The organism is Telluria sp. PB2R4 (assembly GCF_059685695.1).
In genome coordinates this window covers 1-21,648 of the sequence record NZ_JCASIC010000021.1, presented here as the reverse complement: position 1 = coordinate 21,648, position 21,648 = coordinate 1, and the positions used below count along the sequence as shown (strand labels likewise).

The 21,648-nt window shown below is 66.4% G+C and carries 18 protein-coding genes and 1 pseudogene; 12 read left to right on the top strand and 7 right to left on the bottom strand.

The window, feature by feature from the left end; translation table 11 throughout:
* Nucleotides 1-191: 191 nt before the first annotated feature.
* Nucleotides 192-671: a chemotaxis protein CheW gene (locus AC56LU_RS23415; RefSeq protein ID WP_497178003.1), complete on the top strand. Its 480-nt coding sequence runs from the start codon at nucleotides 192-194 to the stop codon at nucleotides 669-671.
* 48 nt (nucleotides 672-719) lie between these two features.
* On the top strand, nucleotides 720-2,330 hold the full coding sequence (locus AC56LU_RS23410; RefSeq protein WP_497178002.1) for a methyl-accepting chemotaxis protein: 1,611 nt from the start codon (nucleotides 720-722) through the stop codon (nucleotides 2,328-2,330).
* A 60-nt stretch (nucleotides 2,331-2,390) separates the two neighbouring features.
* On the opposite strand, the gene AC56LU_RS23405 is transcribed toward AC56LU_RS23410, so the two are convergent.
* Nucleotides 2,391-3,413: a porin gene (locus AC56LU_RS23405; RefSeq protein ID WP_497178001.1), complete on the bottom strand. Its 1,023-nt coding sequence runs from the start codon at nucleotides 3,411-3,413 to the stop codon at nucleotides 2,391-2,393.
* A gap of 333 nt (nucleotides 3,414-3,746) precedes the next feature.
* Here AC56LU_RS23405 and AC56LU_RS23400 point away from each other — a divergent pair, with 333 nt between their 5' ends.
* From AC56LU_RS23400 to AC56LU_RS23385, 4 genes are all read left to right on the top strand, one after another.
* Entirely contained in the window at nucleotides 3,747-4,811 is a 1,065-nt protein-coding gene (locus tag AC56LU_RS23400; protein WP_497178000.1) for an aldose epimerase family protein, read from the top strand.
* 127 nt (nucleotides 4,812-4,938) lie between these two features.
* Nucleotides 4,939-7,677 carry an ATP-binding protein gene (locus AC56LU_RS23395; protein ID WP_497177999.1) on the top strand — a complete coding sequence of 913 codons (2,739 nt, stop codon included), beginning with the start codon at nucleotides 4,939-4,941 and terminating at the stop codon, nucleotides 7,675-7,677.
* A 19-nt stretch (nucleotides 7,678-7,696) separates the two neighbouring features.
* A complete protein-coding gene (locus AC56LU_RS23390; RefSeq protein WP_497177998.1) occupies nucleotides 7,697-8,386 on the top strand; it encodes a fumarylacetoacetate hydrolase family protein in 690 nt (229 codons plus the stop codon).
* A 132-nt stretch (nucleotides 8,387-8,518) separates the two neighbouring features.
* Nucleotides 8,519-9,376 carry a hypothetical protein gene (locus AC56LU_RS23385; RefSeq protein ID WP_497177997.1) on the top strand — a complete coding sequence of 286 codons (858 nt, stop codon included), beginning with the start codon at nucleotides 8,519-8,521 and terminating at the stop codon, nucleotides 9,374-9,376.
* Nucleotides 9,377-9,385: 9 nt separating this feature from the next.
* On the opposite strand, the gene AC56LU_RS23380 is transcribed toward AC56LU_RS23385, so the two are convergent.
* The gene (locus AC56LU_RS23380; protein ID WP_497177996.1) at nucleotides 9,386-10,411 is read right to left on the bottom strand and encodes an asparaginase; all 1,026 of its coding nucleotides are present in this window, start codon (nucleotides 10,409-10,411) and stop codon (nucleotides 9,386-9,388) included.
* A gap of 339 nt (nucleotides 10,412-10,750) precedes the next feature.
* Between AC56LU_RS23380 and AC56LU_RS23375 the strand changes: the two genes are divergently transcribed.
* The gene (locus tag AC56LU_RS23375; RefSeq protein ID WP_497177995.1) at nucleotides 10,751-11,161 is read left to right on the top strand and encodes a hypothetical protein; all 411 of its coding nucleotides are present in this window, start codon (nucleotides 10,751-10,753) and stop codon (nucleotides 11,159-11,161) included.
* Here AC56LU_RS23375 and AC56LU_RS23370 read toward each other — a convergent pair.
* Complete coding sequence (locus AC56LU_RS23370) at nucleotides 11,147-12,013, bottom strand: pirin family protein (protein ID WP_497177994.1); 867 nt, start codon at nucleotides 12,011-12,013, stop codon at nucleotides 11,147-11,149. The genes AC56LU_RS23375 and AC56LU_RS23370 overlap by 15 nt on opposite strands.
* Nucleotides 12,014-12,137: 124 nt before the next feature.
* Between AC56LU_RS23370 and AC56LU_RS23365 the strand changes: the two genes are divergently transcribed.
* From AC56LU_RS23365 to AC56LU_RS23345, 5 genes are all read left to right on the top strand, one after another.
* Nucleotides 12,138-13,673 (top strand): dipeptidase, encoded by a 1,536-nt coding sequence (locus AC56LU_RS23365; RefSeq protein WP_497177993.1) that lies wholly within the window; start codon nucleotides 12,138-12,140, stop codon nucleotides 13,671-13,673.
* A 372-nt stretch (nucleotides 13,674-14,045) separates the two neighbouring features.
* The gene (gene galT / locus AC56LU_RS23360) at nucleotides 14,046-15,176 is read left to right on the top strand and encodes a galactose-1-phosphate uridylyltransferase (protein WP_497177992.1); all 1,131 of its coding nucleotides are present in this window, start codon (nucleotides 14,046-14,048) and stop codon (nucleotides 15,174-15,176) included.
* Nucleotides 15,173-16,306: a M24 family metallopeptidase gene (locus tag AC56LU_RS23355; RefSeq protein WP_497177991.1), complete on the top strand. Its 1,134-nt coding sequence runs from the start codon at nucleotides 15,173-15,175 to the stop codon at nucleotides 16,304-16,306. The genes galT and AC56LU_RS23355 overlap by 4 nt, the downstream gene beginning before the upstream one ends.
* Nucleotides 16,303-17,391 carry a galactokinase gene (gene galK, locus AC56LU_RS23350; RefSeq protein WP_497177990.1) on the top strand — a complete coding sequence of 363 codons (1,089 nt, stop codon included), beginning with the start codon at nucleotides 16,303-16,305 and terminating at the stop codon, nucleotides 17,389-17,391. Before AC56LU_RS23355 ends, galK begins: the two co-directional genes overlap by 4 nt.
* Nucleotides 17,388-19,214, top strand: a complete 1,827-nt coding sequence (locus AC56LU_RS23345) for a glycoside hydrolase family 2 protein (protein WP_497177989.1) — start codon at nucleotides 17,388-17,390, stop codon at nucleotides 19,212-19,214. The genes galK and AC56LU_RS23345 overlap by 4 nt, the downstream gene beginning before the upstream one ends.
* Before the next feature lie 208 nt (nucleotides 19,215-19,422).
* Here AC56LU_RS23345 and AC56LU_RS23340 read toward each other — a convergent pair whose 3' ends face one another.
* The 4 genes and pseudogenes from AC56LU_RS23340 to AC56LU_RS23325 form a co-directional block, all read right to left on the bottom strand.
* Nucleotides 19,423-20,091: a hypothetical protein gene (locus tag AC56LU_RS23340; protein WP_497177988.1), complete on the bottom strand. Its 669-nt coding sequence runs from the start codon at nucleotides 20,089-20,091 to the stop codon at nucleotides 19,423-19,425.
* Nucleotides 20,092-20,250: 159 nt separating this feature from the next.
* Nucleotides 20,251-20,688 (bottom strand): VanZ family protein, encoded by a 438-nt coding sequence (locus tag AC56LU_RS23335; RefSeq protein WP_497177987.1) that lies wholly within the window; start codon nucleotides 20,686-20,688, stop codon nucleotides 20,251-20,253.
* A 45-nt stretch (nucleotides 20,689-20,733) separates the two neighbouring features.
* Nucleotides 20,734-21,054, bottom strand: coding sequence for a hypothetical protein (locus AC56LU_RS23330; RefSeq protein WP_497177986.1), 321 nt, complete (start codon nucleotides 21,052-21,054; stop codon nucleotides 20,734-20,736).
* Between the two features lie 413 nt (nucleotides 21,055-21,467).
* Nucleotides 21,468-21,648: pseudogene (locus AC56LU_RS23325) on the bottom strand (IS1595 family transposase); the annotation flags it as partial.

Here is a 21,648-nt window from a genome sequence, read left to right as displayed (position 1 = left end):
CGATATGTGTTCTATACGACAAGCACCTCTGCAACAGCGAGTCAACAGCGTTGCACGCCCGCCATATTGCGCACCATTTTGGAAAAAAAACTCCCCGTTTTGCCTTTTTTCCATCGAGTCCGCACCCGATTGGACGTAATGTATTTGCGTTGCGGAAATAATATTTGCGGCAAAACATAGAAAGACACGATATGGACACTAACAAGACGAACCAGGACAACGAAGTCCTTTCCTTCCGCCTCGCCAGGGAAGAGTACGCAATCAGCATCCTGAAGGTGCAGGAAATCCGCGGCTATGAAGAGCCGACCCTGTTGCCGAGCGCACCGGCCTGCATCAAAGGGATCATGAACCTGCGCGGCGCGATCGTACCGATCGTCGACATGCGCATCCTGTTCAAGCTAGGCGAGCCGAGCTACGACCAGTTCACCGTCGTCATCGTCCTGAACATCAAGAACCATGTGATCGGCATGGTGGTGGACAGCGTCTCGGACGTGGTCACCCTGCTCGATGAGCAGGTGCGCCCGGCGCCCGAGATGGGCGCGGCCACGGACGGCGACTACATCACCGGCCTGGGCACGGTCGGCGAGCGGATGCTGATCCTGCTCGACATCGACAGGCTGATGAGCTCCGAGCAGCTCGGCCTGATCAGCAGCGTGCAGAAAGCCGCATAAACATACAGCACCGGCCACGCAGGACGCCTGGCATTTGGAGAATCCACCATGAACCTCGCCAATCTGAATATTGGAAAACGCCTCGGCCTCGGCTTCGGCCTCATCTGCGCCATGCTGGTCGGCATGATTGCGATGAGCACCGTGATGCTGGGCCGGATCAATGCCGGTACCGATGAAATCGTCAACAGCCGCATGCCGAAGATCGAGCTGACGGGTAGCATGCTCGGCGCCATCGACAGCATCGCGATTGCACTGCGCAACACCATGCTGTTCGAGGAACGCAGCGACCGCGCGAGGCAGTTCGAAGCGATCGTCGCCGCGCGCAAGGACATCGACCGGATACTGGTCGAGCTGGACAAGACCCTGGAAAGCCCGAAGGGCCGCCAGCTGCTGGAACGGATGAAGCAGCACACCGGCCGCTACGTGCAGGGCCAGGACCAGCTGCTCAAGCTCGTCAACGAGGGACTGGACGAAGAGGCGCGCCAATACCTGGCCGAGAATTTGCGCCCGCTGCTGGTGGACATGAAGAAGGACATCAACGAGCAGAGCGCGCTGCAGAAGAAGATCGCCATGGCGAAGGCCGAGGAGGCGCACCGCACCTATGAAAACACCACCCGCCTGATGTGGGCGACCGGCACGCTGGCCGTGCTGCTGGCGGCGGCCGTGGCATGGTGGATCACGCGTTCGATCACCCGCCCGGTGCAGCGCGCGCTGGAAGTGGCGAACACCGTCGCCGCCGGCGACCTGACCAGCCGCATCGACGTCACCACGCGTGACGAGGCCGGCCAGCTGCTGCAGGCGCTCAAGACCATGAACGAGAACCTGGCGCGCACCGTCGGCACCGTGCGCAGCGGCACCGGCGCCATCACCGTGGCCGCATCGGAAGTGGCGGCCGGCAGCCAGGACCTGTCGAGCCGCACCGAACAGCAGGCCTCCTCGCTCGAAGAGACCGCGTCGTCGATGGAAGAACTGACCTCGACCGTCAAGCAGAACGCCGACAATGCGCGCCAGGCCAACGTGCTGGCCGATGCGGCTTCGCAGGTGGCGCAGCGTGGCGGTGCGGTCATCAAGCAGGTGGTCGGCACCATGACCGACATCGATGCCTCGGCCGGCAAGATCAACGACATCATCGGCGTCATCGACGGCATTGCCTTCCAGACCAACATCCTGGCGCTGAACGCGGCGGTCGAGGCGGCGCGCGCCGGCGAGCAGGGACGCGGCTTTGCCGTCGTGGCGACCGAGGTGCGCAACCTGGCGCAGCGTTCGGCAGCGGCGGCCAAGGAAATCAAGGGACTGATCAACGACTCGTCGGACAAGGTCGCGAGCGGCAGCAAGCTGGTGGCCGAAGCCGGCGCCACGATGCAGGAGATCGTCGACAGCGTGCGCCGCGTGACCGACATCATGGGCGAGATCACCTCGGCCAGCCAGGAGCAGACCGCCGGTATCGAGCAGATCAACCAGGCCGTGCTGGAGATGGACCATGTGACGCAGCAGAACGCCGCGCTGGTGGAAGAAGCGACGGCCGCGGCCGAGGCGATGAAGGAGCAGGCGGCCAGCCTCGACGCGGCAATGGCGGCCTTCCGCATCGGCGCCGGCGCACCGGCCGCCGAGCAGCCGGTGCGCGTGCCGCAGCGGGCGCTGAAGGCACTGGCTGCATGATCCAAAAAAAACGGCAAGCCTCGGTGGCTTGCCGTTTTACCTTGAAGCGCCGTTCTTGGATTAGAACGAGTGACGCACACCCACGTTGAACACCGACGGATCGGCGCCGAGCGCGGTGGCCGGCGGGGCGAAGGTGCCGCCCGCGGAGCCCATGCCGAACGCGCCACGGCTGTTGTTGCGCACGCGGCCGTACGAGCTGTACAGGTTGGTGCGCTTCGACAGGGTGTAGCTGTAGGCCAGCGAGAAGCCGTTGCCCTTGGCGCCGGTTTCCAGTTTCTGCTGGTGGCCCGACAGGTAGAACTTGTTCGGACCGGAAGTGAACACGCCGCCCAGCGTGATGAACTTGTACTCGTTGTTCGCGCCGGTCGGGTCGGCTTCCAGGTAGGCCGCGCGCAGGTCGAAGGCGCCGAAGTTGTAGCCGGCGCCGAACGCGTATTCCTTGTTGTCGCCGGTGGCCAGGGCCTCGGTCTGCTGGTAGCCCGCGCCCAGGTACAGCGGTCCATTCTTGTATTCGACCGCGACGCCGGCCAGGTCGCCCGACGGGTTGTCGGTCTGGCGTTCGCCGGCGCTGTAGGCGCCGAGGACGGTGAAGCCGCTCAGGTCGTTGCTCTTGTAGTTCACCGAGTTCGACAGGCGGCGGGTCAGGCGGTTGGTGCCGAAGCTGGTCAGGGTCGAACCGTAGAAGCCGTGGCCGAGCGGGTCGGCCGACTGGGCCACCGCAGCGATCGGGCCGTATTCGCGGCCGACGGTCACGGTACCGAAGGAACCCTGCAGGCCGACGACGGCGCGGCGCTGGAAGGTGCCGGCGGCATCCTGGGCGCCGGTGTCGAGGGCGACGCCGGCTTCGATGTTGAAGAGCGCTTTCAGGCCATTGCCCAGGTCTTCGGTGCCACGGAAGCCGATGCGGCTGGTGGACTGGGTGCCCGAGCTGATCACGGTGCGGCTGTCCTCGCCCGGTGCGTCGGTGTCTTCAATGCCGATCGAGGCATCGGCAACCCCGTAGATCTGGACGCTGGTCTGCGCTTGGGCGGCTGCCAGCGGCAGGAGGGATAACAGGGCGATGGCCAGACTCTTCTTTTTCATTGATATCTCCAGTGTGGATGAATTGGGGGTTCCGAACGCCGTTCTTGTTGTCGTATTCAAATTGACAGAAACGTACAGTTGCAAAAAGCTCAGCTTAGCAGTGCAGTTGAAATGATGCCACGATTCACTTGCTCTTTGCTTATTCGGTTTTGTTGAAGCATGTGTGCGTAGCCAAAAAGCTGCACGATCCACCGCAAACTAAGTGGTTCTACTTAGACGACTGTTGTAATTAGGTAACGAAAGCACGGGGGCATCCAGGCAGGCTGCGTTGCGCGCGGCAGTGTTCGGCCCATGTTAGGATCGGCGCATTCGACAGACAAGGATGACAACAACGTGCGCACCGGTATCACGCAAGCGCCTTTCGGCACACTGCCGGGCGGCGAGACCATCACCCAATTCACGCTCGCCAATGCGAACGGCATGGTGGCAAGGATCATCGACTTCGGCGGCATCATCACCGAACTGCACGCGCCCGATCGCGAGGGCCGGCTGGCCGACGTCGTGCTGGGCTTTGACACCTTGGCTCCCTACCATGGCGACAGCCCGTATTTCGGGGCCCTGATCGGGCGCTACGGCAACCGCATCGCGAAGGGCCGCCTTACGCTCGACGGCCGGGAAGTCAGCCTGCCGGTCAATAACGGCAACAATCACCTGCATGGCGGTGCGCCCGGCTTCGACAGGGTGAAGTGGACCGCCACGGTCGACGGCGACAGCCTGCGCCTGGCCTATACCAGCCGCGACGGCGAGCAGGGCTATCCCGGCACGCTCGACGTCACCGTGGTCTACGAACTGACAGACGACAATGAACTGGTGGTGCGCTTCCACGCCGTGACCGACGCGGCCACGCCGGTCAACCTGACCCAGCACAGCTACTTCAACCTGGCCGGCAGCGGAGATATTCTCGGACACGTGCTGACCCTCGATGCCGATGCCTTTGTCGCCATCGATGACGAATCGATCCCGACCGGCGCGCTGGCGCCGGTGGAGGGCACGCCCTTTGATTTCCGCGCGCCGCGCCCGATCGGTTCCGCGATCGACGCCGACGACACCCAGCTGCGCAACGGCCAGGGCTACGACCACTGCTTCGTGCTCGACAAGCCGCAGGGCAAGGCGATGACACGTGCAGCCCATGTGCGCGAGCCGGTATCGGGCCGCGTGATGGAACTGTTCACCGAAGAGCCGGGCGTGCAGTTTTACAGCGGGAATTTCCTCGATGGCTCGCTGGCGGGCAAGGGGCAGGACTATGCCCACCGCAGCGGATTCTGCCTGGAGCCGCAGCATTTCCCCGATTCGCCCAACCAGCCGCATTTCCCGAACGTGATCCTGCGCCCGGGCGAGGTGTACCAGACCGCGTCGCGCTTTCGCTTTTCGGTGGATGCGCTGCCGCCCGGAATGTAACGCGCGCGGCTCATCCGGATAGCCCGTTATAATCCGCCGATTAATTGGCGGCGATACAACAAATCACGGCGACAGGCTTCCCATCCTGCGACCGGACCCCGCGCGGAACCACACTGGGGCTATCCTGATGAGCAATGAAAGCAGTCTTTCCTTCCTGCCGGGCCGCGCCTCCCTGGAACCGGCAATCAAGGCCGATCCGTGGCCGGAAGGCATGCAGGCCATCGCCGACCTGATCGTCGGTGCGCGCTTTCCGATGGCAATCGCCTGGGGCCCGGAGCTGCGCCTGTTCTATAACGATGCGTATGCCGACCTCCTCGGCGACATGCATCCCGAGGCCATGGGCCAGCCGTTTCCGCGGGTGCGCCCGGAACTCTGGCCGCGGCTGCAGCCTTTCTTCGCGCAAGCGCTGTCGGGCCAGCCTGCGCATTTCGAGAACGCGCTGACCGACTTCCACCGCAACGGCAAGCTCGAACGCCGCTATTTCTCGGCCTCGATCACGCCGCTGCGCCACGCCGACGCGATCATCGGCGTGTATTTCGTGCTGTCCGACTGCACCTCGCGCGTGCTGTCCGAGCAGCGCCACGCCTTCCACCTGAAGCTGAGCGAGACCTTGCGCGGCCTGACCGATGCGGTGCACGTGATGGAGGCGGCGAGCAGCCTGGCCGGCGACTACCTCGGCGTGGGCCGGGCCGGCTACGGCGAGATCGATGCGGCGGGCCGCACCGTGAGCGTGGACCGCGACTGGACCGACGGCAGCATTGGCAGCCTGGCCGGACAATCGCACGAGCTGGACAGCTTCGGGCCGGCGATCACCGAACAGCTGCGCGGCGGACGCACGCTGCGCCTCGACGACATCGCCCTCGACGGGCGCGCAGCCCCGTATGCGGCCGGCTATGCCAGCATCGGCGCGCGCGCGATGGTGATCGTGCCGCTGATCGAAGACGGACGCCTGGCCGCCATCTTCTACCTGCACGCCCAAGGCCCGCGCCACTGGAGCGACCAGGAAGTCGCGCTGGCCGAGGACGTGGCGCGCCATACCCGCGAAGTGGTGCGGCGCGCGCGCGTGGAGGAATCGCTGCGCGACGAAAAGCGCGTGCTCGAGATGGTCAACCGCACCGGCCAGGCGCTGGCCTCGACGCTCGACCTGGACACGCTGCTGCAGGCCATCACCGACGCCGCCACCGAATTGGCCGGTGCGCGTTTCGGCGCCTTCTTCTACCGTGCGCAGGATGAACACGGTGAGCGCCTGCAGTTGTTTACCCTGTCGGGCGCCTCGCGCGAGGCCATGGAGCGGCTCGGCGAACCATGTTCCACGGCGCTTTTCACAGCGCAGTTCACTGCGCGCTTCACGGATGTCTTGCGCCCCACCTTCGATGGCGAGTCGCCGGTGCGCAGCGACGACATCACGCGCGACCCGCGCTATGCGGAATCAGGGACCGGCAGCGGCTCGCCGTCCGGGCAGCTGGCGGTGCGCAGCTATCTGGCGGTGCCGGTGGTCTCGCGTTCCGGCGACGTGCTCGGCGGGCTGTTCTTCGGCCACCCGGAGCCCGGCATGTTCACCGGGCGTACCGAGCGCATCATCGCCGGCGTGGCGGCGCAGGCGGCCATCGCGATGGACAATGCGCGCCTGTACGAGGTGGCGCAAAAGTCCGCGCAGGAACGCGATGCGCTGCTGCAGAGCGAGCGCGCGGCGCGGGTGCAGGCCGAGCGCCTGAGCCACACCAAGGACGAGTTCCTGGCGATGCTGGCGCACGAGCTGCGCAATCCGCTGGCGCCGATCAGCAGTTCGGCCAGCCTGCTGTCGATGCAGTTCAAGGACGAGCCGCGCATCCGCCAGACCAGCACCATCATCAGCCGCCAGGTGCGCCACATGAGCCGCCTGATCGACGACCTGCTCGACGTCTCGCGCGTTACCCGCGGCCTCGTCAAGCTGAAACTGGGCGTGGTCGACTTCCGCGACATCGTCACCGGTGCGCTCGACCAGGCGCGTCCGCTGATCGAGGAAAAGGGGCACGCGGTCGAGCTGGCGCTGCCGCCCGTTCCCGTGTACGTGCGCGGCGACCAGACCCGCCTGGTGCAGAGCGTGGCGAATATCCTCAACAACGCCGCCAAGTACACCCAGAAGGGCGGGGCGATCCGTCTTGCCCTGGCGCCCGCCAGCGTTGACGCGCGCATGCGTTTCACCGTCAGCGACAATGGCTCCGGCATGCCGCCCGAACTGCTGCCGAATGTGTTCGACCTGTTCACGCAGGGGGCGCGCACGCTTGCCCGCTCGCAGGGCGGACTCGGGCTGGGCCTGACGCTGGTCAAGCGCCTGGTCGAACTGCACGAAGGTGAGGTCAGCGCGCACAGCGAAGGCGTCGGGATGGGCAGCTGCTTCACGCTGGCGCTGCCCTGCGTCGATGCGGCGCCGGATGCGGGCGGGGCCAACGCACCGGCGCAGGAGGAGAACGCGCCTCTGGACCGGCCCTTGCAGCTGTTGCTGGTCGACGACAACGCCGACGCGGCCGACAGCCTGTCGCAGCTGCTCGGCGTACAGGGCTATCGCACGGCGGTCGAGTACGACGCGCGCTCGGCGCTGCGCCGGGCCCGCGCCGAGCGGCCGGACGCCATGCTGGTCGACATCGGCCTGCCCGACATCGACGGCTACCACCTGGCCGAGCAGCTGCGCGCCATGCCGGACACGCGCGACACGGTGCTGGTGGCGATCACCGGCTACGGTCAGGCCAGGGACCGCGAGCGCGCCATCGAGGCCGGCTTCGCGCACCACCTGGTCAAGCCGGTCGACATGACGGCGCTGGGGCGCATCCTGGAGTCGGTCGGCGCCGCGGCGGCGCGGCGGCAGCCGCCGGCAACCACCGCCTGACACAAAAAAAAGGATCAGCATGTCCAGTTACGTCATCAACGCACCGGCACAAGCTTCGCTGGCCGTGGCGGGAAGCGAAGCGCGCTTCCCGATCCGCCGCGTGTTCTGCGTCGGCCGCAACTACGGCGCCCATGCGCGCGAAATGGGGAGCGACCCGAAGCGCGAGCCGCCGTTCTTCTTCGCCAAGCCGGCCGACGCCGTGGTGCCGGCCAGCGGCGCCGTGCCGTATCCGCCTGCCACCCAGGACCTGCACCATGAGGTCGAACTGGTGGTGGCGCTGGGCGCCGGTGGCGTCGATATCGATCCGGTTGACGCCATGGCGCTCGTGTGGGGCTACGGCGTGGGCCTGGACCTGACCCGGCGCGACCTGCAGGCGGTTGCCAAGGACGCAGGCAGGCCGTGGGACATGGCGAAGGGCTTCGACGCCTCGGCGCCGTGCAGCCCCCTGATTCCGGCCGCGACCCTCGGCCATCCGCAGGATGCGCGCATCTGGCTGGAAGTGAACGGCGCGCTGCGCCAGGAGGGAAACCTGGACGAAATGATCTGGCCGATCGCGGACGTGATCAGCCACCTGTCGCGCCTGGTCACGCTGGCGCCGGGAGACCTGATCTATACCGGCACGCCGGCCGGCGTCGCGGCCCTGAAGCCGGGCGACCGGGTGCGCGGCGGCGTGGATGGGGTGGCAACATTCGAATTGTCTATCGCGTAGCGTGGGCGGGTCTCCCGCCCACGCTACGATCCGCGTCCCGTTCGGGCTTGAAAACGCCATGGCAGCGCAGGCCGGGGGCGAAAACTGCTACGCTATCCTCATCAAATCGGGGCGCGGGAAGGGGAGGATGCCATGGCCGACGTGGCGCTGATCACGGTGCACGGAATGGGGGAAACCCCGCCCACCTATGCCGATGGGCTGATGGACCGGCTGCGCGGGCAGCTGGGGGCGCTGGCCGGAAAGGTGGTGATGCGCTCCGTGTATTACCAGAAGATCCTGCAGGATAACCAGAATTACGTCTGGGAGCGCACCCACGCGCATGCGGTCGTGCGGTACCACGACCTGCGCAAGTTCGTGCTCTTCGGCTTCGGCGACGCGGCCGGGCTGGAAAACCGCAAGGAGATCCCCGGTTCGGTCTACGAACTGGCGCAGGGCGAGATCGCGAAAACGCTGCTGTCGGCGCACGCGCTGCGCCCCGGCATGCCGGTGGTGTTCGTGGCGCAGTCGCTCGGCTGCCAGGTCTTGTCGAGCTATATCTACGATGCGCAGAAGGCCGCCAGGGGCCAGGCGGTCGGCGCCGGCATCTGGCGCAACATCGATGCCTGGGCGGAGAGCAGTGTGGGCCGTGCCTTGACCGCGAGCGAAAAAGCGTTCCTGGGCGCCGGCACCTGCGTGGCCCTGGTCACGACCGGATGCAACATCCCGGTGTTCGTCGCCGCGCACAAGATCATGCACATCGTCCCGATCGAGCGGCCCACTTCGCTGTTCAAGTGGATCAACTTCTACGACCCCGACGACATGCTGGGCTGGCCGCTGCAGCCGCTCCCGGGCGGCTACCACGAGCTGGTGGAAGACCGCGTCGTCAACGCCAGCGGCGGCGTCGCCGGCCTGCTGCTGCGCAGCTGGAACCCGCTGGCGCACAACAGCTACTGGGACGATGCCAAGGTGGTGGAGTCCATTGCCGCCATGCTGCGCCGCCTGGCGGCCTGAATCTCCCGTTCAGCCCGCCGGCGTGAGTGTGAACAGGGTGCGGATGTCGCCCGCCACCGTGCCGCGCGCATTGCGTATCGGCGGCTGGCGGTAGTGCTCGAGCCGGGCGCGGCGCGCATCGTCCAGCAGGCCGAGCTGGTCGAGCACCCCGAACACCGTCGGGTGCAGGGCGCGGCTGTTGCCGTCCGCGATCTTGATCGCGATACCCAGGCCCGCCGAGCGCACGCCGATGGCCTGCACCGCGTCGGCGCCGATCTTCGCCACCCAGTCGCCGCCGCCCGCTTCCATCCAGTCCAGGTCGGTGCGCGCCGTGCCGGACACCATGTCGGGCCGCGCCGTCATCGCATCGAACAGCATGCCCATGGCGCCGCCCAGCTGCGGGTCGGCGTCGCCCTGCGCCAGGCGCGCATACAGGTGCGCCAGGCGTGACAGCGGCATCGCATAGTTCGGCGCCGAACAGCCGTCCAGCGCCACCGGCATCCAGTCGGCCGGCATTCCCAGGGTGTCGGCCAGCGTGCTGCAAATCGCCTGCTGCAGCGGATGGCTGCGCTCGACGTAGCCTTGGGTGGGCGCGCCGTGCAGGCGGCACCATGCCAGGAAACCGCTGTGCTTGCCCGAGCAGTTGTGGTGCAGCGGCGTCCAGCTGCGTCCGTGCGGCACTGGCTGCCCGGTGAATTCATAGAACAGCGGCGTCGCACAGCCGCATTCGAGGTGGCCGGGGTCGAGCCCGATCTTGTCGAGGATCGAGGCCACGCCTTGCAGGTGCTTCTCCTCGCCCGAATGGCTGGCGCACAGCAGCGCCAGTTCGTCGCGGCTCAAGCCGAAGCGCGACGGACCATCGGACAGCACGAAAGGCAGGGCCTGGAAAGGCTTGAGCGCCGAGCGTGTGAAGGTGGGGTAGTGTGGATCGCCGCTCGAGTACAACAGGCGTCCCTGCACGTCGACGACCGCGATCGAACCGGCGTGCATGTTCTCGACGACATAGCCCGAATCGGGGTAGCCGCGCGTGGTGGCGACGAGGGAAATGGCTTGCATACGCGGTCATTCTCAGTGGATTTAGCCCTACTGTAAGGCATTGCGCGGCATGCAGACGCACGGTCCGAATCCGGCATCTGTACGGCGTGCAGACGTCGAACGCAGGCGGCAATATGCATGCCCCGTCTGGTACCGGTTTTTCGCATTTCGGACCACGTTTTCGGCGTTCCGGCGCGAACGGCTTGAGCCGCCATGGCGTATCGCTACACTTCCCTCATCGCCAGACAAACCCAGACAAACGCTGGCGAAACTGAACGAACACCGTGGACCGCGCGGCGCGTGCATCGAAGCCGCACAGGTCCGGACCAATTCACTTCGACCTGAAAGGAAGTACCCATCATGCGCACCAAACTCCTGCTGGCAGCCGCCGCCACCTTCGTCACCCTGAGCGCCTACGCTTCGCCGCAAGCGACACAAGCAGGCCAGGGCTCCGAGCGCGTCACCGTCGTCGGCGCCCAGCCGACGCAGACCCGGATGGCCCCCTTCATGTTCGACAAGGTGCAGGGCGACTATGCGCTCGACGACGGCCGCATGCTGACCGTCACCGGCAAGGTCGACGGCCGCAGCCGTACCCTGTACGCCGACCTCGGCGACGGGCCGACCCGGATCGTCCACGTCGGCAAGAACCGCTTCGTCGCGATGGACAAGGACCTGCGCCTGAGCTTCGACCAGATGGATAGCCGCAAGCTGCCGCACGCCGTGCACATCACCACCCAGGCCGGCCGCTCGGTCGCGCTAGCCCAGCGCTGATCCGAAGCGCCCGGCCTGGTAGTCGCTGATGGCCTGCGCGATTTCCTCGCGCGTGTTCATCACGAAGGGGCCATGCGAGACCACCGGTTCCCGGATCGGATCCGCATGGCCGAACACCAGCACGGCATCGGCGTAGGCGCGGATCTCCACCGTGTCGCCGGTCTCGTCGAGCTCCACCAGGTGCATCGGGCTGACCAGGTCGGCATGGTTGCCCACCTGGACCACCCCGCGCGCGACATACAGGAAGACGTTGCGCCCCTCCAGCCCACCAAAGCGGATGCTGCCTCCAGCCCGCATCTCCAGCGTGCTCATGAACACCCCGGTGAGCGACTGCACCGGCCCACGGCTGCCCTCCCATTCGCCCGCAATCAAATTGAGCCGCACCGTGCCGCCGTCCAGCGGCAGCGCGGGAATATCCGCGCGCTGCAGGCCCGTATAGGCAGGCTCGCTCATCTTCAGGCGCGCGGGCAGGTTGACCCACAGCTGCAGGATCTCGATCGGACCGCCGCGTTCGAGGAATTCGCGCGGCGAGACTTCCGCATGCACGATGCCGCGTCCGGCCGTCATCCACTGCACGCCGCCGGCGTGGATCACGCTTTCGTGGCCGGCATTGTCGCGGTGGGCCAGGCTGCCTTCGAGGATGAAGGTGACGGTCTCGAAGCCGCGGTGCGGGTGCGGGCCGAAGGGCAGGCCGCGGTTGTGCGGCGGGTAGGTCTGCGGGCCGTGGTGGTTGAGGAACAGGAAAGGATCGATCTGGTCGACGAGGCGGCCGGGAAGCGGGCGCTGCGTGATCAGGTCGCCGATATCGTCGCGCAGCGCGGGGTGCAGGCGGTGGACGGATCTGGCGCTCATGGCGGTGCTCCTGTGGATTGGCCGGGTGCCTCACAATAACCCGAAGGGCGCCGACCGGGCGCACAGGCCTGTGCTAGACTTCTTGCGCTATTGCAACCACAGCTTTCGCACTGGAGACGGCACCATGATTCGAACAACACTGCTCGCCAGCCTGCTGCTGGCTTCCTTCGCGCTGCCGGCAACTACGGTCGGCGCGGCCAACCCGGCCCCGAGCGACGCCGCCGTCAAGACCGCGAAATATGCGGCAAGCACCTACCGTAAAGACGTGGTCGACTTGCTGGCCAAGCTGGTCAGCTACAACACGGTGGCCGACAAGACCATCCCGTCCGACCAGAATCCGGTCCACATCGCCTTCAAGGAAGAACTCAAGGCGCAGGCCCAGCGCCTGGGCCTGGACTACGCGGACCACGGCTGGACCGTGATCATCGGCCTGGGTAGTGGCACCGAACGGGTCGGCGTGGTCACCCACGGCGACGTGCAGCCGGTCAACCCGGGCAAGTGGAAGAAGTCGCCCTTCGTGCTGGACCGCACCAGCGAACCGGGCAAGCTGCTGGCGCGCGGCGCCGAGGACGACAAGGGCCCGATCGCGACCGCGATGTATGCGATGAAGGCGATCCGCGACAAGGGCCTGCCGCTGTCCAAGCGCATCGAGCTGTACGTGTACATGGGCGAAGAGTCCAACTGGGCGCCGCTGGTCGAGTTCCTGAAAACCCACCAGCCGCCGCAGGTGAACATCACGCTCGACGCCGAATATCCGGCGGTGACGGCCGAGAAGGGCTCCGGCACGGTGGCCGTGACCGTGCCGAAGGCCGGCGCGACGCCGCCGCCTGAAGGGCAGCCTTATGTGGCCGAATTCGGCGGCGGCTTCTTCGGCACCCAGATTCCCGAAGACGCCAACGCCCTCATCGCCAATGCCACGCCGGAGATCGAGCAAGCGGTGCGCGCGCGCGGCGCGAAACAGGAAGGCATGCAGTACAGCTTCAGTTGGCAGGAAGCCGGCGCGGCCCGCCACCTGGTGATCAAGGCCAAGGGCGTATCGGCCCACTCGTCCAAGCCGGAAGACGGCGTCAACGCGGTGAGCATGCTGGCCGACGCCCTGGCCGTGCGCCCGTGGGCCAACACGGTGGCCGGCGGCGTGGTGAACTACCTCAACGAAATGGTCGGCACCGGCATCTACGGCGAGAAGTTCGGGAACGTCGCCTACCGCGACAGCTTCATGGGCCCGATGAGCTTTGCGCCGACCGTGATCCGCCAGCGCGAAGACGGCATCGAAGTCTCGATCAACCTGCGCCGCCCGCAAGGCAAGACGGCCGAGCAGCTGACGGGTGAGGTCAATGCCGCGCTGGCGCAGTGGCAGGCGCGCCAGCTGCCGCTGGCGAACGTCACGGTTCGCATCGGCGAGCCGTGGATCCAGAAGAGCGCCCCGCACCTGCCGACCCTCATGAACGTGTTCTCGTACTTCACCGGCATGAAAGACCCGAAGCCGGTGGCAATCGGCGGCGGCACCAATTCGCGCCTGTTCCCGGGCGCCGTGAGTTTCGGTCCGGCCATGCCGGGCAAGGTCTACACCGGCCACTCCGAGCACGAGTTCATCACCGAGAAACAGCTGCTGCTGAATCTGCAGATGTACACCGCGGTGCTGGTCGAGCTCGCGAAGTAGGGACCCGTTCGCTTCAACCGGACCCCGGCAATGCCGGGGTTTTTTTTCGTCGCGTCCAGGATGAGCTTGTAGGTTTCTGACGCGCCGAAATGTGTAGATAAGTCCAATCATCCTGTAGGATTGTACTTACACTGGAGCCAGTCTCTACTGGGGCAAATGCGGCTTTCCCTAGGCGCGGCTAGGCAGGCCGCAACGCAGGCTTTTTCCCTGCGCGGCTATGGCGTTGATAGGCGGAAAATGCAGCCGTGCTAGAGAGAAACTGTGGCGAAAACAGCATGATAGGATCGTTGTCACAGACTGCGACCAGACCGGGTTCCCCGGCGCCTGCTTGCGCTCGTTGCATTACCCATGCCCGACATTTTTTTGGATGCCATGCACAGCAAAGATCTCAAGAAGCCGGACGGACGCAATATCACCTTGTACAGTAACCATCCGATCCCGGATGGACTGACTGCGCCCAGCCCATTCCTTGACCCCCAGCATGCCAACCCCCATTTGCGCTGGCATCCGCTGCGCGGCGAATGGGTGACCTACGCCGCCTTCCGCCAGAACCGCACCTACCAGCCGCCGCCACAGTACAACCCGCTGGCCCCCATGAGCGACCCGCAGCATCCCACCGAGATGCCGGCCGGCGACTACGAGATCGCGGTGTTCGACAACCGCTTTCCTTCGCTGGCCCTGGAATCGCATGATCCGCCGGCGGTGACGGTGCCGACTGCGCCCGCGAACGGCCATTGCGAGGTGGTGGTGTTCACGCAGGAACCGAATGCATCGCTGGCCTCGTTGCCGCTGTCGCGCATCGAACTGCTGTTGTCGGTGTGGGGCGACCGCAGCAAGCGCCTCGAGGGCCGGCAGCATATCCAGTATGTGCTGCCGTTCGAGAACCGCGGCGCCGAAGTCGGCGTGACCCTGCACCATCCGCATGGCCAGATCTATGCCTATCCCTTCGTGCCGGCGGTGCCGGCGCGCATGCTGGCGCAGGAGCGCGACTACTTCCTGCAGCACGGCACCAGCCTGCTGTGCGACATGGCGCGCGACGAAGCCGCGGACGGCAAGCGCGTGCTGTACCAGGACGAGCATGCGATCGCCTTCGTGCCGGCCTGCGCCCGCTACCCCTACGAGGTGTGGGTGATGCCCAGCAGCCCCTGCAAGGACTTCGCGGCGCTCACGCCGGCCCAGCGCGCCGGCCTGGCGCGCGCGCTCAAGACCGTGCTGCTGAAGTTCGAGGCGCTGTGGAACCGCCCCTTCCCCTACCTGATGGCGTGGTACCAGGCGCCCCTCGATGGCGCCGCGCACCCCGAGACCCAGCTGCACGCGCAGTTCTACCCGCCATACCGGACCCGCGACCGCCTGAAGTACCTCGCCGGCACCGAGCTGGCGGCCGGCATGTTCGCGATGGACGTGCTGCCCGAGACCACGGCCTACGAACTGCAGCAGGTCGACGTCAGCCTGGACGCCGGTTTGGGCGCGCGGGGCGCGCCTGCCCCGGAGGATCGCGCATGACCCCGGTCCAGCAGCGCGCCGCCGAGGTCGCGGGCAAGCTGGCGGACCTGCGCGCGCACCTGGCCGCGGCGGACGCCGGCGCGCTGCGCCTGCGCGGGGCCGACTGGTTTGGCTGGGTGACGGCGGGCGGCTCCAGCACCGTGCTGCAGACCACCGACTGCGGCGTGGCCGAAGTGCTGGTCACGCTTGACGAAGCCTGCATCCTGACCGACGCCATCGAGGCCGAGCGCCTGCGCACCGAAGAGCTGCCCGACGGCTTCACTTTTCACGTCGAACCCTGGGCCGAGCCGGAGCTGCGCGAACGTTACGTGCTGAACGCGGCCGGCGGGCGCCGCATCCTGTCCGATCGTCCCGCCGCCGCAAACGGCGCGAACGCCGCGCGCGAGCATGCGCTGCCGAACGCGCTGCGCCAGCGCCGCATGGTGCTGGGCCTCGATGAGCGCGAACGCTACCGCGTCCTGGGCCGCGAAACCGCCGAGGCGATGAGCGAGGTGCTGCGCCGCGCCCAGCCCGGCTGGACCGAGTACCAGCTGGCGGGCGCCGGCGCCGAGGCCCTGTGGCGGCGCGGCATCCATCCGGCGCTGGTGCTGGCCGCCGGCGAGCGGCGCCTGCCGGCCTGGCGCCATCCGACCCCCACTGGCGAGCCCCTGGGGGCGCGCGCCATGCTGGTGTTCTGCGCGCGCCGCCACGGACTGTATGCCAACCTGACCCGCTTCGTCAGCTTCGGGGGGCCGCAATCGGCGCCGCTGGATGCACAGCGCGCCCTGATGGAAGTCGAAGCCACCGGACTGGCCGTGGTCCAGCCGGGCAAGTCACTGTCGGCCGTGTACCACGCGTTCGACGCGGCCTACCGGCATGCCGACCGCGAAACGGCGATCCGCGAGCACCACCAGGGCGGCATCACCGGCTACCGGGCGCGCGAGGTCGTCGCCGGCCCGAGCACCGCGACCCTGCTGGAAGAGGGCATGGCATTCGCATTCAACCCAAGCTTCGCGGGCGTAAAAATCGAAGACACTTTCCTGCTCGGCCCGGACGGGCTCGAGAATCTCACGTTCGACCCCGGCTGGCCGGCGGCGGACGTACATGGCCGCAAGCGGCCCCTTTGGCTGGAGGCGCAAGCATCATCATGATGAACACCGATACCTTCTTCGGCGGCGCGCCTGAAGTGAACGCGTCGGCTCCCGGGCGCGTCAACCTGCTCGGCGAGCATACCGACTACAACGACGGCTTCATGCTGCCGGTCGCGACCCCGCAGCGCACGCTGGTGGCGATGAGCCGCAGTGGCGACGACCACTTCCACTTCTATTCGCCGACCTTCGATAACACCGTCACCTTCGCCCACGACGGCAACGCGCCGCAGGGCTATGGCAGCTACATCGAGGGCTGCATCCGGCTGGTGCAGGCCGAGGGCATCGAGGTGCCGCCGGTGCGGGTCTACGTCACCACCGACCTGCCGGTCGGCGCCGGCCTGTCTTCCTCGGCCGCGCTCGAGGTGGCGACCCTGCGGGCGCTGCGTGCGCTGCTCGGCTTCGAACTCGACGACGTGAAGCTGGCCCGCATCGCCCAGCGCGCCGAGATCGAGTTCGCCCACGTGAACTGCGGGATCATGGACCAGATGGCATCCAGCCTGGCCGACGAGACCAGCATGCTGTTCATCGACGCGCGCACGCTGGAACACCGCCTGGTCCGAATGCCGCCGGACTCCGAACTGATCGTGATCGACTCGGGGGTGGCGCGCAAGCTCGCCGCCAGCAAGTACAACGAACGGCGCGCCGAATGCGAGGAAGCCTCGCGCAAGCTGGGCGTGCAGGCGCTGCGCGACGTAACCGATCCAGCATCGGTGGAAGGCCTGCCTTCGCCGATGCGCGAACGGGCCCGCCACGTGGTGCAGGAAAACCTGCGCGTGCTGGAGGCGGCGGGCGGCGTCAGCGCCGAGCGTTTCGGCGAACTGATGAACGCGTCGCACTTCAGCCTGCGCGACGACTACGAAGTATCGATCCCCGAGCTGGACGAGCTGTGCGCGCAACTGCGTGCGGCGCCCGGCGTGCTCGGGGCACGCCTGACCGGCGCCGGCTTCGGCGGCGCCTGCGTGGCCTTGTGCCGGGCAGGACAGGCTGGGCAAGCGGCCGCCGCCGCGCTGGCGGCCTATAACAAGCATGGACGACAGGGCCGGATCCTGATTCCGGTTCCGACTGAACAGAAAGGACAACAATGAATCAGTTCGAATATCCTCGTCCCCAATTGGTGCGCGACAACTGGATCAACCTGAACGGAAAGTGGCGCTTCTGCTTTGACGACGAGCTCAAATTCCATTTGCCGGACGCCAGTCCGGAATGGACCCACGACATCAACGTGCCGTTCGCGGTCGAGACGGAACTGAGCGGCATCCAGGACACCGGATTCCACCGCGCCGTCTGGTACGAACGCGAGTTCGAGCTCACGCCGAACAACAAGCGCACCATCCTGCACTTCGGCGCGGTCGACTACGCGGCGCGGGTGTGGGTCAATGGCCGCCTGGTGGCCGAGCACGAGGGTGGTCATACGCCCTTCCAGGCCGACATCACCGGCGTCATGCGCGCCGACGGCAAGCAGGTCGTGACCGTGTTCGTCGAGGACGATCCGGCCGACCTGGCCAAGCCGCGCGGCAAGCAGGACTGGCTGCTGGAACCGCACTCGATCTGGTATCCGCGCACCACCGGCATCTGGCAGACGGTGTGGGTCGAGCAGGTGGAAGACACCTACATCGCCTCGCTGCGCTGGACTCCGATCTTCGAGACCTACGAGATCGGCTGCGAGGTGTTCGCGGCCGGCCATACCCAGCAGGAGCTGTTCGTCGAGGTCAAGATCTGGCACGGCGAGCAATTGCTGGCGGACGACTACTACAAGCTGCTGGCCGGCGAGGCGAACCGCAAGATCGCGCTGTCCGACCCCGGCATCGACGATTCGCGCAACGAGATCCTGTGGAGCCCGGAGCGCCCGACCCTGCTGGACGCCGAGGTGACGCTGCGCTGCGGCGACCGCGTGCTCGACCGCATCCGTTCGTACACGGCGCTGCGCTCGGTCTCGATCAACCGCGACCGCTTCATGCTCAATGGCCGTCCGTACCAGTTGCGCCTGGTGCTCGACCAGGGCTACTGGCCGGAATCCTTCATGACGGCGCCGTCGGACGAGCACCTGAAGCGCGACGTCGAACTGGTGAAGCTGATGGGCTTCAACGGCGTGCGCAAGCACCAGAAGATCGAAGATCCGCGCTTCCTGTACTGGGCCGACCGGCTCGGCCTGCTGGTATGGGAAGAAATGCCCTCGGCCTATCGCTTCAGCTCGAAGGCGATCACGCGCATGGTGCGCGAGTGGACCGAAGCCATTCAGCGCGACTACAGCCACCCCTGCATCATCGTGTGGGTCGCTTTCAACGAATCCTGGGGCGTGCCGAACCTGACCCTGACGCAGGCGCACCGCAATGCGGTGGAGGCGCTGTACCACCTGACCCGCACGCTCGATTCGACGCGGCCGGTGATCGGCAACGATGGCTGGGAAGCATCGGCCACCGACATCCTCGGCATCCACGACTACGACTGCGACCCCGAGAAGGTGCAGGCGCGCTACGCGGTCACCGACCCGGTGCGTACCCTGTTCGATCAACGGCGCCCGGGCGGCCGCATCCTGACCCTGGACGGCTTCCCGCACCGCGGCCAGCCGATCGTGCTGACCGAGTTCGGCGGCATTGCCTACGATCCGAAGCAGGATCCGGACGCCGACAAGACGACCTGGGGCTATTCGCGCGCGCATTCGGCGGAGAGCTACCTGTCGCTGTACCGCGACCTGCTGCGGGTGGTGAACGAAACCTTCATGTTCAGCGGCTTCTGCTACACGCAGTTTACCGACACCTTCCAGGAAGCGAACGGCCTGCTCAACGCGGACCGCACGCCGAAGCTGCCGTTCGAGGTGATCAGTGCCGCCACCCGCAACGTGGCCTTGCAGCGCAAGGAGGTCGAGGCGGAAGGGGATGGTCTTCCCGGCGGAACCGGCATGCCGTAAAGGCTCGGCTGTAGAGGCAACGCGCTAAGCGCGCAGGACGTCATCGAGCGCTCAGCGAATGAAAACGCGCACCAGGCCTGGTGCGCGTTTGCTTATTGTCGTGGGATGGCGTGCGAGGGGCCGTCTCCACGCAGGACGACGGCGCCCCGGCGCCGAATGGGCGGCGGGGATGCTGCAGCAGACTGAGCCGCAGGGTGCTTGGGCTGTGCTAGCGCTGGATCACGCCGCTGGTGACGTTCACGCGGTCGCCGCTGCGGAATTCCGGTGTGCTGCCATGGTTGACGACTTGGGTGCTGCCGTCGTCCATGCGTAGCGTGACGCGATAGGTGTTCGTGCCGGCGCCGGCCGCGCCGGTGCTGCCGGCAGAGCCCGAGCTGCCCGCGCTGCTCGCGCTGTCACGCGGGATGACCTCGATGGCGAGGACGGTGCTGTTGGGGGCTGCACTGCCGGCCGCCGACGCGTCGGCCGATGCCGGCGGGCTGCCGGCGGCACTCGCGCTGCCCGCTGCGCTGCTGCCTGACTGGTCGAGGCTCGACGAGCCGCTGGTGCCGCTGGACCCGCTGCTGCCCGAGGTGCCGGCGCTCCCTGAGCTGTCGGTGGTGCCGGTGGTACCGCTGCCCATGGTGCCCATGCTGCTCGAGCTGCCGCTGCTGCCGGTGGGATTACCGGAGGCGTCGGTGGCGCTGCCCGCCCCGTAGCTGCTGGAACCGCTGCTGCCGGTCGCGCCGCTGGTGCCGCTGGAACCGCCCGAAGTGCTGCCGCTCGTGCCGCTTGCGTCGCTCGATGACTCGCCGCCGCGCATGCCGGCGCACCCGGCCAGGCCCAGCGATACAGCCAGCAAGCCCGCCAGGAGCATGCTCTGGTGTTTTTGCGTCATGGTCAACTCCTTATGGTGGATGTGGTATCGGATGCGTGACGATGTCAAGCCACCGGAGTGAGAGGCGAGAAGCGCGTCAGCGTTCCAGCTGACTCGGGTTAAAGCTGAGCTGCATCAAGCGGCCCACGAGGCCGGCGGATTTTTCGGGGGGCGGAAGGGTCAGCGTTGGCGCACGCTGCCGTGCTGGGGAACAATGACGGCGAGCAAGCTGCTGGCCAGCAGTGCTGCGCCGACATCGACCATCCAGTCGCGCACGTCGCCATTGCGGTAGGGGAGGAAGCTTTGCACCAGCTCGTCGCCGGCGCCCATCAGGGCGATCGCCAGCACGGCCTTGGCGGCGCGTACCGTGCCGCTGCCCGTGCTGCCGAGGAACCACAGCGCGCTCAGGAAAGCGTAGGTCAGTCCATGCAGCACCACCCCCGGCGCGAACTCGCCAACTTCGGCGCGGGCCCCGGGAATCGAACCGGCGACCAGGACGCCCGCATATAGCACGAGGGCCGTCGTGATGCGCGCGGAACGCAAGCGTGGATCGAGCAACAGGAACGACAGCAAAGCGGGCATGGCGATGGAGCGTTGGGCAAATGCCAACGATACCATGCCACTCGTTTTTCCAGCCACACCGGCGGACGGCCGCCCCGCCGATCAGATCGTCAGAGCCGGGGCGCCGTCCGTATAGTGGGCGTCGAAACAGCTCTCGCAACCGGCGCAGAACAGGTGTGCCATGCGTACGCTGTTCTGCCGTAGCACGAGCTTGAGGTGGGTGTGCTGGCACTTGGGACAAATTTCGCGCACGTTGCCGAAGGTGAGCAGGTTCAGCGGCGCGTTGGCGTCGTCGAGATGGTCGATGACGGCGAGCGGACTCAGTTCGCTCAGCACCAGGTTACCGTCGTTGTGGTGACGGCGTTGGACAGTGCCGGCGGATTCGGGCGGATGCGCGTAGGACTCGGATACACGTTGATTCATAGGACAGGCTCCCATTATCGTGTTGTATCCCGCCCTGCGGAAGCGCAGGGCGGGAGCTTCATCATAGCCAAATCCCACGCAGCTTCAAGCCCGACAAACCGTTTTTTGTTGGCGTGTTGCTAATATGAAGAAAAAAATGCCCGTCAGGGACTGACGGGCACAACCCAAGATCGGGCCAAGAGACGTAATCGGTTGGTGTGTTGCACCCGGTGCAGCACACCTGCTGCCATCACGCATATCGGTTACGTGTATCGCAGTTAAGTCAAAGTATATGGGCTGATTGTGACCACGCCATGACTAGGATCAAATGTGAACCGAGGTCGCCGAACCGGTTGGGCTTGCCGTGATCTCAACAATATCGGGCAGAACGCGCTGGCCGGGTGGTCGGTCACCCGGAATAAAAAAAGGCGCTGTCACCGTTTCGTATTGATGACTCCAACTGCGATGCGCAGCAATTGCTCAGCAGTAGTAACTCGGTCGCAATCAAGTGCCCGATGCCAGCCCAGGTAGTTCGGCAAGTAGCGCGAGGCCACGCCATGAAACCGGGCCAGCCATTGGCGCAATCGTTGGTGGTAGGCATTGACGTTCTGGACA

What these genes read in the sequence shown, in the direction of transcription:
- AC56LU_RS23415 (WP_497178003.1), top strand. Translation starts at nt 192, where the DNA reads ATGGACACTAACAAGACGAACCAGGACAACGAAGTCCTTTCCTTCCGC.
- AC56LU_RS23410 (WP_497178002.1), top strand. Translation starts at nt 720, where the DNA reads ATGAACCTCGCCAATCTGAATATTGGAAAACGCCTCGGCCTCGGCTTC.
- AC56LU_RS23405 (WP_497178001.1), bottom strand. Translation starts at nt 3,413, where the DNA reads ATGAAAAAGAAGAGTCTGGCCATCGCCCTGTTATCCCTCCTGCCGCTG.
- AC56LU_RS23395 (WP_497177999.1), top strand. Translation starts at nt 4,939, where the DNA reads ATGAGCAATGAAAGCAGTCTTTCCTTCCTGCCGGGCCGCGCCTCCCTG.
- AC56LU_RS23390 (WP_497177998.1), top strand. Translation starts at nt 7,697, where the DNA reads ATGTCCAGTTACGTCATCAACGCACCGGCACAAGCTTCGCTGGCCGTG.
- AC56LU_RS23385 (WP_497177997.1), top strand. Translation starts at nt 8,519, where the DNA reads ATGGCCGACGTGGCGCTGATCACGGTGCACGGAATGGGGGAAACCCCG.
- AC56LU_RS23380 (WP_497177996.1), bottom strand. Translation starts at nt 10,411, where the DNA reads ATGCAAGCCATTTCCCTCGTCGCCACCACGCGCGGCTACCCCGATTCG.
- AC56LU_RS23375 (WP_497177995.1), top strand. Translation starts at nt 10,751, where the DNA reads ATGCGCACCAAACTCCTGCTGGCAGCCGCCGCCACCTTCGTCACCCTG.
- AC56LU_RS23370 (WP_497177994.1), bottom strand. Translation starts at nt 12,013, where the DNA reads ATGAGCGCCAGATCCGTCCACCGCCTGCACCCCGCGCTGCGCGACGAT.
- AC56LU_RS23365 (WP_497177993.1), top strand. Translation starts at nt 12,138, where the DNA reads ATGATTCGAACAACACTGCTCGCCAGCCTGCTGCTGGCTTCCTTCGCG.
- galT (WP_497177992.1), top strand. Translation starts at nt 14,046, where the DNA reads ATGCACAGCAAAGATCTCAAGAAGCCGGACGGACGCAATATCACCTTG.
- AC56LU_RS23355 (WP_497177991.1), top strand. Translation starts at nt 15,173, where the DNA reads ATGACCCCGGTCCAGCAGCGCGCCGCCGAGGTCGCGGGCAAGCTGGCG.
- galK (WP_497177990.1), top strand. Translation starts at nt 16,303, where the DNA reads ATGATGAACACCGATACCTTCTTCGGCGGCGCGCCTGAAGTGAACGCG.
- AC56LU_RS23345 (WP_497177989.1), top strand. Translation starts at nt 17,388, where the DNA reads ATGAATCAGTTCGAATATCCTCGTCCCCAATTGGTGCGCGACAACTGG.
- AC56LU_RS23340 (WP_497177988.1), bottom strand. Translation starts at nt 20,091, where the DNA reads ATGACGCAAAAACACCAGAGCATGCTCCTGGCGGGCTTGCTGGCTGTA.
- AC56LU_RS23335 (WP_497177987.1), bottom strand. Translation starts at nt 20,688, where the DNA reads ATGGTATCGTTGGCATTTGCCCAACGCTCCATCGCCATGCCCGCTTTG.
- AC56LU_RS23330 (WP_497177986.1), bottom strand. Translation starts at nt 21,054, where the DNA reads ATGAATCAACGTGTATCCGAGTCCTACGCGCATCCGCCCGAATCCGCC.